This window comes from Brevundimonas sp., assembly GCF_023259385.1.
Lineage (GTDB): Bacteria > Pseudomonadota > Alphaproteobacteria > Caulobacterales > Caulobacteraceae > Brevundimonas.
In genome coordinates, this window is record NZ_JAHFPF010000094.1 from 1 (window position 1) to 11,932 (window position 11,932).

Sequence of the window (11,932 nt, forward strand, 5' to 3'; positions counted from 1 at the left end):
GCGGCCGAGCGCGTGGCTCTGCTGCGGCTCGGCGTGGTGGTCATCCTGGCCCTGCCCCTGCTGACGACCGTCGTTCCGGCTCTGCGGATCCAGGCCCCCGCCCTCGCTCGCCTCGAGCCCGCACCGGCCGCCGCTCCCGCCGTCGCCCCAGCGCCTGCCCCTCTCCCTTCCATCGCCACCGCCGCTCCGCCCCGCCCCGCCGCCGCGGTCGCGCCGGCACGCGCCGCGCCTCCGCACCGCATCACCCCGCTCGCCATGCTCGGCGCCGTCTGGGCGGCAGGTGTCGGCGTCCTGCTGCTGCGCCTGCTGGGCGGGGTGGCCGCGCTGACCCTGTGGACCCGCCGCGCCGATCCGGTGAACGATCCGGCCTGGCGCGCGGCGCTGGACCGCGCCGTCGCCGGCGGCCGGCGTCCGCGCCTCAAGGTCTCGTCGCGCATCGCTTCGCCGCTGAGCTGGAGCTGGCCGCGCGGCGTCATCCTGATCGATGAAGAAACGCTGTCGCGACCTGAGCGCGCCGACGCCGTGCTGACGCACGAAATGGGCCATATCCGCCATTACGACTGGCTGTTCCTGATGCTGTCGCACGCCGTCGTCGCCGTGCAGTGGTTCAACCCCTTCGTCTGGCTCCTTCAGAAGGAACTGGCGCGCCAGTCCGAGCACGCCGCCGACGCCTGGGCCGTGCGCCGCATCGGCCGGACCGATTACGCGGGCGCCCTGGTCGCCATGGCCCGGAGCGCCCGCCCGCACGCCGCGCTGGGCATGGCGGGACCGACCGCCAGCGACCTGGCGCGCCGGGTCGCCGCCATCCTGGATGCGTCTCGCGGCAAGGGCCGCCCGTGGTCGACCGCCGTGGCCGCTATCGCCTTTATCGGCATGGCCGGTCCGTTGGCGGCGCTGGAGTGGACGCCCGAAGCCCTGCCCGCGCCCCTGCGTCCCGCCGCCGCTCCGACGTCTGGCCCCGCCGCTTCCGCCGCTCCCACCACCGCCGCGGCCGTCGTCGCCCTGCTGCCCCAGGGCCTCACGGCTCCTTCCGACGCGAGCCCGGCGACGCCCCTGACCCCGGACGCCCTCGCCGTCCTGATCCGCCAGCGTGATCGCGGGCTGGAGATGTTCGAGGCCGGCGCTCGCACCCTGGAGGCCGGCGCGGACCAGATTAGCCGGCGGGTTCATCTGGTCCCCGAGCCGGAGGAACGCGCCGAAATGCTCGAGGAGGCCAACGCGCTGAGGGCGGAAGCCGCGAGTTTGCGCGCCCAGGCCCGCGATCTGGCCGCCCGCGATCCCGCCACCCTGAAACCCATGTCGGAGGAGGAGGAGCGTGAGATGGCCGCCGAGCTGCAGGGCCTGCTCGCCCTGCCGGCGCAGATGGGAATGGACCTGCCGGTGAACGCCAATATCCCCGTGGGTGTAGAGGCCGGCGCCGCCCTGCCTCTTCCCGTCCCGCTCGTGATGCCCGCCGCTCCGCCGCAGGCCCGCGAGGGACTCGCCGCCGGCCTGCGCGAGGGGGCCGGACGAACGCGCGACCAGGCCGCCCGGATGGACGCGGAAGCCGCACGGATCGAGCTGGATCGGTCCCAGCCGCAGGAGGCGGCCGATCACGCCGTTAACCTTCGAAACGACGCCTCCGCCCTCCGCCAGCAGGCCGACGATCTTGAACGGCAGGCCGCCGACGTGATGTCCGACTGACCTGATCCCCGCTCCCTGATCCCCTTCGTCCGCGCCGCTTCCACGGCGTCACGCCACCTCCTTGCCTGACGGCAGGATCTTCCCCCCAAACCGGAGATACCCGATGCGACCCCTCGCCATCGTTTGCGGACTGCTGCTCGCCGCCTGCCCCGCCACCGCCGCCCTGGCCCACGACGACGCGACCGCCCCGCAGGCCCGCTTCGTCTACGGTGACCTGAACCTGCGCCGACCGGCGGATCAGGACGAACTGGTCGGTCGCGTCGCCCGCGCCGCCGCCGACTATTGCCGCGACCACGCCGAGGTGGTCACGCCCCACCACCGGCGTGCGAATGCGCGGTACTGTCCGGCCACCATGCGGGTGCAGCTGATGTGGGCCATGTCCCCGTCCGTCCGCCAGGCCTATGACGCAGGCTGGCGGCGGCGGCCCTGAGCGCCGGGGCGTTCCTCTTTTAGAACTTCCGCTTGCCGGAGACCGTCTCGAAGAACATCCGCCAGTCGCCCATCAGGCTCCACAGCGGATATGTGAAGGTCGCCGGCCGGTTCTTCTCGAAGAAGAAATGGCCCACCCAGGCGAAGCCGTAGCCGACCACCGGCATCAGCAGCAGCCACCATGGGTTCAGCGTCGCCACCGAAAACACCATTATCCCCAGCACCAGGGCGCTGCCCACGATGTGGATCCGCCGGCACGTCCGGTTGGAGTGCTCGTGGATGTAGTGGGGATAGAACTGGCTGAACGACTGGTAGCGTTCGCCGGGGGCGGGCTGGCTGGTCATGGGGGCGAAGGTTCCGCCCGGAACGCCGTGGGGTCAAGCGCCGCCCGTTCACCATCCCTGTCAGCCGCCGGGTAAGGCCTTGCCCCTCATGATGGCGGCCTCGACAGGAGCATCTCCATGCAGGCCTTCGCCATCGCCGCCTCGGGCGTCGCCGACGCCACGGCCCGCTTCGCCGCCAGCGCGGAACGCACCGCCCGCGCGCCTTTGGACGATCTGGCTGGCGAAAGCGTCGAGCGCATCGAGGCCGAAATCGCGCTGAAGGCCAATGTCGCCGTACTGAAGACCGCCGATGAGATGTACGGCGGGCTGCTGGACATTCTGGCCTAGACCTCGGCGGGCTCCGGCCCGAACAGCCGCCGGATCATCGGCCAGATGTTGGCCAGGGCCGAGAAGAAGCCGACCACGCTCGAAATCCACTGGAACGCCGTCCACACCCAGCCGAACAGGTCGCCGTCGCCGATGGCCTCGCTGATCGGGAACAGCAGCCGCGCCACCCCGATCTGGAAGGCGGCGTAGGCCTGCGAATATTCGATGGACCGGTCGGCGAAGAAGGCGATGGCCACCGCCGCCGACATCGGCGCCCACAGCAGCGGCAGGGCCAGCACAGCCGCCAGGACCAGCACCGCCAGCTTGGTCCCCAGGGTCTCGCGCGACAGCAGGCTGGCGATCACGCCCCCTCCGAGGCCCAGCGCCGCCCCGACCATCACCGCCGGCAGCACCAGGTCGGCCGCGTCGATCAGGTCCACGAACACCGCCGCCAGCCAGACACCCGCCCCCGCCAGCAGGAAGCCCCCCACCCACAAGGCGGCGTACTGTCCCAGACGGCGTTTCAGATGAGCCAGACTGACCATGGCGACGACTCCGCGAGGCGCCGAGCATGGCGCGACGAGGCGTCCAAGTCCACTTGCCGAACAGCGGTCTGAAGGTCAGACGCCGGCCTTGGGCGGCAGTTCGAAGAAGTCCGTAAATCGCTCGAACACCGCCGGATCCCCCTCCACGACCACCTCGCCCGAAGCCCGCAGGTCGTCCAGCGCCCGAAAGCCGTAGACCATCGCCGCCACGTCCGACGGCCGCGCGGTCAGCACGACCTGCGCCATCCCCGCCACGCCCCGTTCCGCGGTCAGCACGCCATCCGCAACCGTCACGACGAACTCTTCCGGGCCGAAGCGGAAGCCGATCGACAGGCAGACGTCGCCCGCCTTGTCGGCGTCGAACATCGTCTTCAGCGACAGCATCATGGAGACGGAGCTCAGCGGCAGGGTCGGGTCATGCATCGGCGACCGCGCCGCCCATTTGCCCAGCGCACCGACGATCGGCTCGGCCTCCCGGCCCCAGTCGGTCAACTCGTAGACCTGCACCGAGGCGGGCGGCGGCAGACGGCGCTTCACGAGCAGCCCGGCGGCCTCCAGCCCCTCCAGCCGCTGCGTCAGCACATTCGCGCTCAGCCCCGGCAGGCCGGCCTTCAGGTCTCCGAACCGCTTGGGGCCCAGCATCAGCTCGCGCATCACCAGCAGCGCCCAGCGCTCGCCGACCAGATCCAGCGCGTGCGCGGTCCCGCAGGCGTCCTCGTAACGCCGCGGCGCCTGCTTAGTTATCTTTTCTAACTTCATGCTTGCTTTTAATAACATTCCGAGTCAGGTTTCTCAAGCCGCAAGACGCCGGCGCAAGAACGAAGCGCCGCCCGCCGCGCTCAAAACCCCAGGAGAGAGACATGCCCTTCCTCGACATCACCGTCATCCCCGTGCCGACCGCCAAGAAGGACGCCTACCTCAAGCACTCCACAGTGATGTCGCCCCTCTTCCGCGAACAGGGCGCCCTGTCGGTCACCGAGACCTGGGGCGAGGACGTGCCCGACGGCAAGGTCACGGACTTCAAACGCGCCGTCGCCCTGCAGGACGGCGAAACCGTCGCTGTCGGCTGGATCACCTGGCCCGACAAGGCGACCCGCGACGCGGGCTGGGAAAAGCTCATGCAGGACGAGCGCATGATGGGCGGGGACGAGCCGCCGTTTGACGGCAAGCGCATGATCTTTGCCGGCTTCGACGTCATCGCGGAGAACTGAGACGCCCTGCGGTAGCGTCCCCTCGTGTCGTGAGGACGCTACCGTCGCCTACCGGCAGAACCGGGTGTCGGTCGCCTCAAGGTGGAGGTGGTCGGCGTGCACGGCGTTGTAGTCGGGGCTCAGCGTGGTGCCGAAGATGCGGCAGGCGTCGTCGCGGATGCGGCGAAGGAAGCGCTGCTCGGCCTCGTCGCCGCCGAACCAGCGATCCTTGACGCTGATCCGCCGACCGTCGCGCAACCGCACCCCCGCGAAATCCAGCGCCGCCGCCTGCGAATGGGCGCTGATCCGGGTGCTGACGCCGCCGTTGTTCACATTGCGACAGGCGTAGGCGCCCATGTGGTCGACCTGGACCACGTCCGAGCCCAGGATCTCGCGCGCCGCCGGCTCGAGCGACTGCCGCCGCCAGACGCTGAGCGCCAAGGCGGTGCGGCAGGTCATCTCCACGTCGCCGGGCGCCATGCGGGCCACCGTGCCCATGTCGGGCCCCAGCACGCCGCCTGACACCAGTCCGCAGCCCTGCGGATCGCCCCGGTCGGGCACGGGGCGGAACGTCACTCGCGCCGCCGTCAGCTGGGCAATGCACTGGCTCAGCTCGGCGCTTTCCCGGATCACCGCCGCGCGGGAGCCGGCGTCGATGGACTGATCGACCAGATTGCCCACCAGCGGCGCCTCGGTGCGCGAGGGCGCGGTCGGATAGCGTGTCGGCGCGGGCCGGCGCTCGGGCAGCATGGGGCTGCAACTGGCCAGCAGGAGCACGCCGGACAGAGCGCTCGCGAGGGAACGGAGGGGAAGGCGCATTCGTCGAACGCTAGGGTGATTTGCGCCCTGCGCGGATCACGAGATCACGAGCACAAAGAGAAAGGGCGGCCCCGTCGGAGCCGCCCTCGTTTCCGTCTCAGCTGTCCAGGAAGGACCGCAGCTTCCGCGACCGGCTCGGGTGCTTCAGCTTGCGCAGCGCCTTGGCCTCGATCTGGCGGATCCGCTCGCGGGTCACGCTGAACTGCTGGCCGACCTCTTCCAGAGTGTGGTCGGTGTTCATGCCGATGCCGAAGCGCATCCGCAGGACGCGTTCCTCACGCGGGGTCAGCGAGGCCAGGACACGGGTCGTGGTTTCGCGCAGGTTCGACTGGATGGCGGCGTCGATCGGCAGGACGGCGTTCTTGTCCTCGATGAAGTCGCCCAGGTGCGAGTCTTCCTCGTCGCCGATGGGGGTCTCCAGCGAGATCGGCTCCTTGGCGATCTTCAGGACCTTGCGGACCTTCTCCAGCGGCATGGCCAGCTTTTCGGCCAGTTCTTCCGGGGTCGGCTCGCGGCCGATCTCGTGCAGCATCTGGCGGCTGGTGCGGACGATCTTGTTGATCGTCTCGATCATGTGCACCGGGATGCGGATGGTCCGCGCCTGGTCGGCGATCGAGCGGGTGATCGCCTGACGGATCCACCAGGTGGCGTAGGTCGAGAACTTGTAGCCGCGGCGGTACTCGAACTTGTCGACCGCCTTCATCAGGCCGATGTTGCCCTCCTGGATCAGGTCCAGGAACTGCAGGCCGCGGTTGGTGTACTTCTTGGCGATGGAGATCACGAGGCGCAGGTTGGCCTCGACCATTTCCTTCTTGGCCTGACGGGCTTCGCGTTCGCCCTTCTGGACCGTCTGGACGATGCGGCGGTAGTCGTCGATCGGCAGGCCGGCCTCGGTCGCCACGGCGGCGACGTCGGCGCGGATCTGGGCGATCTGGCCGGATTCATTGTCGCTGAACTTCGTCCAGCGGACGCCCATTTCCTTGACGTTCTCGGCCCAGTTCGGATCCAGCTCCTTGGTGAAGTAGGCCTTCAGGAACTCGGGACGCGAGATGCCGTAGCTGTCGGCCAGGCGCAGCAGGCGGCCTTCCAGCCCCATCAGCCGCTTGTTGATCGCGTACAGCTGCTCAACCAGCGCCTCGATGCGGTTGTTGTTCAGCTTCATCGTCTTCAGGCGGCCCGAGATGGTCGCCGTCAGGGTGTCGTACGCCTTCTGGTCCTTGGCCGTCAGGATTTCGCCCTTCAGTCGGGCCTCGACCAGCTTGTCCTGCAGCTTGCGGAAGCCGCCGAAGTCCGACGCGATGGCGTCCAGCACTTCCATGACGCCGTCGCGCAGCTCGGCTTCCAGCGCCGAGATCGACATGCCGCCGCCGTCGTCGAAATCCTCGTCGTCGTCGTCAGACTCGGGTTTCTCTTCCCCTTCGGCCTTTTCCTCGACCTCTTCCTCAACGGCCTCGCCAGCCGGCGGCTGGTTGTGCGGCAGGGACGAGGGATTCAGCACGCCGTAGGTGGCGTCCAGGTCGATGACCTCGCGCAGCAGGATGCGGTTGTTCGCCAGTTCGTCGCGCCACACCATGATGGCCTCGAACGTCAGGGCGCTTTCGCACAGACCCGAGATCATGGCGTCGCGGCCGGCCTCGATCCGCTTGGCGATGGCGATTTCGCCCTCGCGGCTCAGCAGTTCGACCGAACCCATCTCGCGCAGATACATGCGCACGGGGTCGTCGGTGCGGTCATAGGCGGCCTTGGCCGGCGTCTCGGCGACGTTCGTCTCGGCGCGCTCGGCGACTTCGCCGCCCTCGCCTTCCTTCTGCTCGGCGTCTTCCTCAGCCTCGACGACGTTCACGCCCATCTCGCTGAGCATGGCCAGGGTGTCCTCGATCGCGTCGGGGGTCACCTCTTCGGACGGGAGGACCTTGTTCAGCTCCTCCATCGTCACATAGCCCTTGGCCTTGGCTTGCTTGATGAATTTCTTGACGCCGGCGTCGGTAAGGTCGAGCAGCGGGCCGTCGCTCTGAACTTCGGCTTCCTGCGTCTCGGTCTGGGCGCTCATTCAGTCTCTTCTCCGCGGGGAGGGCTGATCAGGCCCGCCGCCAATACAACGTGTAGCGAGGTCGTTTGGTTACGAACTCGCGCTGTCTTCCCAAATTTCTCCAGTCTTGATCGCACGACGCAGCGCATCCCGCTCGGCCTTCAGCCGGCGAAACGCCTCGTCCTGCCCCGGCACGCTACGCGCCGAAGACAGGGCGTCTTCCAAGGCGGCGACACGGGTTAACGCGTCGAACGCCTGCGACCATCGGATCCTCGTCTCGCCGAGGGGCTTGTCTGCAGCCAGGAAAGGCGCGCCGGACTTTGCCGCCGCCTTCTCGACCTCACGCATTAAGACGTCATGACCCGATTGCGCCAGATGGCGACGGAGCGCCGCAGAGTCAAGGTCCTGACCCGAGAAGCGCAACCGGACCATCTCCTGCGCCAGTCCATCCAGCGACGGATCGCCGAAACCGTGGGAGGCGATCGCCTCCAGATGGTCGTCCATCCGTTCGGGGTCGTCGATGGCGCCGTGGGCCAGGGCGGCGGCCACCGGCTCGATGGCGCGGCTCAGCGACTGCATGGCCTGAGCGCCCTCCACCGTCTGGCCCAGCTTGGGCGGCGGGCCGCCGAAACGGCCCTTTCCGTAGCCCCCCTGCCCGTAGCCCTGCCCGCCCTGCTGGCCCTGCGGCGGGCGGCGCGAGGGGAAGGCGGCGTCGAACCGCTCGAACATGTCCCGGCGGTACTGTTCGGCCAGATCCTTGTCCTGGATGGCCGACGCCTGCTGGCGCAGCCGGCCCTTGAAGCCCGCGCGGCGCTCAGGCGAGTCCAGCGGCTCGGCCTCGGCCTCCTTCTGGAAAAGCACTTCGGCGAACGGTTTGGTCATCGCCAGCGCCTGCCGCAGGGCCGGGGCGCCGCGATCGCGCAGGATGTCGTCCGGATCCTGGCCGCCTTCCAGCAAGGCGAAGCGGAACGAACGGCCCGGCTTCAGCTGCGGCAGGGCCCGGTCGATGGCGCGGTAGGCGGCCCGCCGCCCCGCCGCGTCGCCGTCGAAGCACAGCACCGGCTCGGCCGACACGCGCCACAGCCGCTCCATCTGCTCCTCGGTCAGGGCCGTGCCCATCGGCGCCACCGCCGGTATGCCCGCGCGCTGGCAGGCGATGACGTCCATATAGCCTTCGACGACGACGATGCCCTGCTCGCCCCGGGACTCGGCGCCCAGGATGCGGCGCGCCTCAGGCAGGCCGTACAGGGTCGCGCCCTTGTGGAAGAGCGGGCTCTCGGGACCGTTCAGATATTTGGCCCGGTCGTCCGGGTTCATCGCGCGCCCGCCGAAGCTGACGATCCGTCCCCGGGCGTCGAGGATGGGGAACATCAGCCGGTCGCGGAACCGGTCGTAGGGCTGGCCGCCGCCCTCGGGCGAGATCAGCATCCCGGCCTCGACCAGATCGCCCGGCTTGGCGCCGCGCTGGACCAGGGCCTGCTTCAGCCCCTCGCGGTCGTTCGGCGCATAGCCGAGGCCGAAGCGCTCCCACTGGTCCTCGGGCAGGCCGCGTTTCTCCAGATATTCGCGCGCCGCCTTGCCCGTCGATCGGCGCAGATTGGCCGCGAACCATTTCTGGGCCAGGTCCATCCAGTCGTTCAGCCCCTGCCGCTTCTGCTCGCGCTCCTGCGCCTGCGGGTCCTCGGCGGGCAGCTGCATCCCGGCCTCCGCCGCCAGCCGCTGCACGGCCTCGACGAAGCTGAGCCGCTCGGTCTCCTGCAGGAAGCTGATGACGTCGCCGTGCTTGCCGGAGCTGAAGTCGTGGAAGAAGCCCTTGTCGTCATTGACGAAGAAGGACGGCGACTTCTCCTTCGAGAAGGGCGACAGGCCGACGTATTCGCGTCCCTGACGCTTGAGTTTCACCGACCGTCCGATGATGTCGGACGGGCGAAGGCGGGCCTTCAGTTCCTCGATGAAGCGTTCGTCAAAGCGCACGGTCGCCTTATAGCGCGCGACTCAGCCAAACGGGGCGATTTACCTTTCGTTAACCAAGAAGGCAAAATGGCGACGCTAAGAGGCTGATTCAAAGCACAATTTTCGGGAACAATCCACAGGCCTTGTGGATTAACCACGCAACCGTCCCAGAAACGGGACGGGACCTGACGGTTTCGCAGCGGACGCTGCGGGGCCGCCCGGATTGAAAGCCGCCCATGTTCATAGCCATCGCCCGCCCGGCGGTGGAGCCCGAAGGCCCCGACGCCGTCGCCGTCCCCGGTTCCCCCGCCATCCCCTCCGCCTCGCCGCGCGCCCTGCATGCCCGATTGCTGCAGAACGCCGCGCTCCGGCGGATGCGCGGGCTCGAGAGACGCCGGAACAACCGTCCCGAGGACGCCGACTACTGGCTGCACGCCGCACCGGTCGCCGTACGCAAGGCCTGCGCTCTGCGGGAAGCCGCCGGCTTCCTCCCCCTGCCCTGACCTGCGGCGTCGCGTCTCGCCTCGCTGCCAGGGCTAGGCGCCGTCGCCGCCCCGGTGTTCTCTCCGGCAACGCTGAGGGGGAACCAGCCATGAAGACCGTCATCGCCGCCGTCGCCGCCGTCCTGATCGCCACGCCTGTCGCCGCCCAGGACATCGCGGGGCCTGTCGCCGCCGCCGTCGACCAGTTCGGCCAGAGCATGGCGGAGTCTATGGCCGGCGGGCCGGGCGTCTTCGTCACCGCCCAGGGTCGCGCGCCCCTGCCGGACGCCGGCGCCCTGCCGATGACCCTGACCATCAAGGGCGAGGGCAAGACCGCCGCCGAAGCCGTCGCCGACCGCAACGCCCAGCTGGACCGGGTCCGCTCGGCCGCCAACAATTTCGACGTCGCCATCGAGGTCGGGACCACGACCTATTCCATCTCCGAGGGGACCGATTGGACCGAGGCCTCCGCCTACGCCGGGGCCATGGACGCCGCCGCCGTGGCCGAGGCCGCCGCCGAAGCGGCTGTCGCTGTGGACGCCGCGGGCGACGCGGCTGAAGAGGCGCCCCCTGCCCGCACCGTCACCGCCTCGGTCCAGGTCAAGATCGTCCGCCCCAACGAAACCCGCCTGCCCGCCTTCGTCGACGCGCTGGTGGACGCCGGGGTGACCGATCTGGACGACAGCCTAAACGGCATGAACCTGGGCCAGATGCAGCCCTTCCTGTCGCTGATGGGGCTGGATACGGCCCGTGACCCGGGCGAGGCCGTGTGGAACGCCGCCACCGCCGATGCCATCATTCGCGCCCGCTACGTCTCGGTGCTGCTTCGCTCGCACGACGGCGAGGACGCCCTGGTCAGCGTCGCCGTTCGGTTCGGACTGGAGTGACGAAACTCTCCCTCGCCCTCGTGGGGAGGGATGTCGGCGCGTCAGCGACGACAGGGTGGGGTTCGTATCCGAGCGCTCGGTTCCCCACCCGTCCCGCTGCGCGGTCCACCCTCCCCAGGAGGGGAGGGAGATCCCCTCCTACGCTTTCATCGAATCCGCGAAGCGCTGGAACAGATAGAGGCTGTCGGTCGGTCCCGGCGAGGCTTCCGGGTGGTGCTGGACGCTGAACACCGGACGGTTCTTCAGGGCGATGCCGCAGTTGGTGCCGTCGAACAGGCTGACGTGGGTCTCTTCGACCGCCTCCGGCAGGCTGTCGCGGTCGACGGTGAAGCCGTGGTTCATCGACACGATCTCGACCTTGCCGGTCGTCAGATCCTTCACCGGATGGTTTGCGCCGTGGTGGCCTTGATCCATCTTCACCGTCTTGGCGCCCAGCGCCAGCGCCAGCATCTGGTGGCCCAGGCAGATGCCGAACACCGGCTTGCCGCTGTCGACCAGCTTCTTGATCTCCGGCACCGCATACACGCCGGTCGCGGCCGGATCGCCCGGACCGTTCGACAGAACGACGCCGTCCGGATTGCGGGCCAGGACCTCTTCCGCCGTCGTCGTGGCCGGGACCACGGTGATCTTCGCGCCCGTCGAGGCCAGCGCCCGCAGGATGTTGCGCTTCACGCCGTAGTCGACGACCACCACCGTCTTGTCGGCGGCGTCGACCCGCGGATGGCCTTCCGGCCATTCCCACAGCCCCTCGTCCCACTCGAACGCCTGCAGGGTCGAGGCGGGTTTGGCCAAGTCCAGGCCGACCAGGCCGGTCCAGGCCTTGGCCTCGGCGACCAGGGCGTCGAGATCGAAGTTTCCGTCCGGATCGTGGGCGATCACGGCATGCGGCGCGCCGGTGTCGCGGATGCGGGCGGTCAGGGCGCGGGTGTCGACGCCGGCCAGGCCGACGACTCCGCGGCGCTTCATCCAGCCGTCGAAATCGCTTTCGGCGCGGTAGTTGGCCGGATCCGTCGGGACGTCGCGGAAGATCGCGCCCTTGGCCGAGGTGTCCGAACCGCCGCCGATCTGTTCGATGTCCTCGACGTTCACCCCGACGTTGCCGACGTGGGGGAAGGTGAAGGCCAGGATCGGGCTCATGTAGGACGGGTCGGTCAGGATTTCCTGATAGCTGGTCATGGCGGTGTTGAAGACCACCTCGCCCAGCGCCGAGCCGGTCGCGCCGCAGCCGACGCCTTGGAAGATCGTGCCGTCAGCCAGCGCCAGAA

13 protein-coding genes are annotated in these 11,932 nt (G+C 69.2%); 6 read left to right on the forward strand and 7 right to left on the reverse strand.

The features are described 5' to 3' along the window. Positions 1 to 1,683 (forward strand): M56 family metallopeptidase (locus Q0C81_RS08830; protein WP_291836603.1); only part of this gene is annotated, 1,683 nt, incomplete at its 5' end. 103 nt (positions 1,684 to 1,786) lie between these two features. Further along, positions 1,787 to 2,113, forward strand: a complete 327-nt coding sequence (locus tag Q0C81_RS08835; RefSeq protein WP_291836606.1) for a UrcA family protein — start codon at positions 1,787 to 1,789, stop codon at positions 2,111 to 2,113. A 19-nt stretch (positions 2,114 to 2,132) separates the two neighbouring features. Here Q0C81_RS08835 and Q0C81_RS08840 read toward each other — a convergent pair whose 3' ends face one another. Then, positions 2,133 to 2,456: an Mpo1-like protein gene (locus tag Q0C81_RS08840; RefSeq protein ID WP_291836608.1), complete on the reverse strand. Its 324-nt coding sequence runs from the start codon at positions 2,454 to 2,456 to the stop codon at positions 2,133 to 2,135. 117 nt (positions 2,457 to 2,573) lie between these two features. Here Q0C81_RS08840 and Q0C81_RS08845 point away from each other — a divergent pair, with 117 nt between their 5' ends. Beyond that, a complete protein-coding gene (locus Q0C81_RS08845; protein WP_291836610.1) occupies positions 2,574 to 2,783 on the forward strand; it encodes a flagellar hook protein FlgE in 210 nt (69 codons plus the stop codon). Here the strand turns inward: Q0C81_RS08845 and Q0C81_RS08850 are convergent. Beyond that, positions 2,780 to 3,307 carry a hypothetical protein gene (locus tag Q0C81_RS08850; protein ID WP_291836613.1) on the reverse strand — a complete coding sequence of 176 codons (528 nt, stop codon included), beginning with the start codon at positions 3,305 to 3,307 and terminating at the stop codon, positions 2,780 to 2,782. The two genes, Q0C81_RS08845 and Q0C81_RS08850, sit on opposite strands and share 4 nt — an antisense overlap. Before the next feature lie 75 nt (positions 3,308 to 3,382). Next, complete coding sequence (locus tag Q0C81_RS08855) at positions 3,383 to 4,066, reverse strand: helix-turn-helix domain-containing protein (protein ID WP_291836617.1); 684 nt, start codon at positions 4,064 to 4,066, stop codon at positions 3,383 to 3,385. Between the two features lie 101 nt (positions 4,067 to 4,167). Between Q0C81_RS08855 and Q0C81_RS08860 the strand changes: the two genes are divergently transcribed. Beyond that, entirely contained in the window at positions 4,168 to 4,518 is a 351-nt protein-coding gene (locus tag Q0C81_RS08860; RefSeq protein ID WP_291836619.1) for a DUF1428 domain-containing protein, read from the forward strand. 48 nt (positions 4,519 to 4,566) lie between these two features. On the opposite strand, the gene Q0C81_RS08865 is transcribed toward Q0C81_RS08860, so the two are convergent. The 3 genes from Q0C81_RS08865 to dnaG form a co-directional block, all read right to left on the reverse strand. Then, positions 4,567 to 5,316, reverse strand: a complete 750-nt coding sequence (locus Q0C81_RS08865) for an extensin family protein (RefSeq protein WP_291836622.1) — start codon at positions 5,314 to 5,316, stop codon at positions 4,567 to 4,569. A gap of 97 nt (positions 5,317 to 5,413) precedes the next feature. Further along, positions 5,414 to 7,366 carry an RNA polymerase sigma factor RpoD gene (gene rpoD, locus Q0C81_RS08870; RefSeq protein WP_291836624.1) on the reverse strand — a complete coding sequence of 651 codons (1,953 nt, stop codon included), beginning with the start codon at positions 7,364 to 7,366 and terminating at the stop codon, positions 5,414 to 5,416. Between the two features lie 69 nt (positions 7,367 to 7,435). After that, a complete protein-coding gene (gene dnaG, locus Q0C81_RS08875) occupies positions 7,436 to 9,319 on the reverse strand; it encodes a DNA primase (protein WP_291836627.1) in 1,884 nt (627 codons plus the stop codon). A 215-nt stretch (positions 9,320 to 9,534) separates the two neighbouring features. Between dnaG and Q0C81_RS08880 the strand changes: the two genes are divergently transcribed. Both Q0C81_RS08880 and Q0C81_RS08885 read left to right on the forward strand, forming a co-directional pair. Next, positions 9,535 to 9,801, forward strand: coding sequence for a hypothetical protein (locus tag Q0C81_RS08880; protein WP_291836629.1), 267 nt, complete (start codon positions 9,535 to 9,537; stop codon positions 9,799 to 9,801). A gap of 89 nt (positions 9,802 to 9,890) precedes the next feature. After that, positions 9,891 to 10,667 (forward strand): SIMPL domain-containing protein, encoded by a 777-nt coding sequence (locus Q0C81_RS08885; protein ID WP_291836632.1) that lies wholly within the window; start codon positions 9,891 to 9,893, stop codon positions 10,665 to 10,667. A 138-nt stretch (positions 10,668 to 10,805) separates the two neighbouring features. Here the strand turns inward: Q0C81_RS08885 and carA are convergent, their stop codons facing one another. After that, positions 10,806 to 11,930: a glutamine-hydrolyzing carbamoyl-phosphate synthase small subunit gene (carA, locus tag Q0C81_RS08890; protein WP_291836636.1), complete on the reverse strand. Its 1,125-nt coding sequence runs from the start codon at positions 11,928 to 11,930 to the stop codon at positions 10,806 to 10,808. Positions 11,931 to 11,932 lie beyond the last annotated feature (2 nt).

Excerpts from the sequence above, each read along its gene's own strand:
- Q0C81_RS08880 (WP_291836629.1), top strand. The coding sequence starts at position 9,535 with ATGTTCATAGCCATCGCCCGCCCGGCGGTGGAGCCCGAAGGCCCCGAC.
- Q0C81_RS08840 (WP_291836608.1), bottom strand. The coding sequence starts at position 2,456 with ATGACCAGCCAGCCCGCCCCCGGCGAACGCTACCAGTCGTTCAGCCAG.
- Q0C81_RS08835 (WP_291836606.1), top strand. The coding sequence starts at position 1,787 with ATGCGACCCCTCGCCATCGTTTGCGGACTGCTGCTCGCCGCCTGCCCC.
- Q0C81_RS08850 (WP_291836613.1), bottom strand. The coding sequence starts at position 3,307 with ATGGTCAGTCTGGCTCATCTGAAACGCCGTCTGGGACAGTACGCCGCC.
- rpoD (WP_291836624.1), bottom strand. The coding sequence starts at position 7,366 with ATGAGCGCCCAGACCGAGACGCAGGAAGCCGAAGTTCAGAGCGACGGC.
- Q0C81_RS08865 (WP_291836622.1), bottom strand. The coding sequence starts at position 5,316 with ATGCGCCTTCCCCTCCGTTCCCTCGCGAGCGCTCTGTCCGGCGTGCTC.
- Q0C81_RS08855 (WP_291836617.1), bottom strand. The coding sequence starts at position 4,066 with ATGAAGTTAGAAAAGATAACTAAGCAGGCGCCGCGGCGTTACGAGGAC.
- Q0C81_RS08845 (WP_291836610.1), top strand. The coding sequence starts at position 2,574 with ATGCAGGCCTTCGCCATCGCCGCCTCGGGCGTCGCCGACGCCACGGCC.
- Q0C81_RS08885 (WP_291836632.1), top strand. The coding sequence starts at position 9,891 with ATGAAGACCGTCATCGCCGCCGTCGCCGCCGTCCTGATCGCCACGCCT.
- Q0C81_RS08860 (WP_291836619.1), top strand. The coding sequence starts at position 4,168 with ATGCCCTTCCTCGACATCACCGTCATCCCCGTGCCGACCGCCAAGAAG.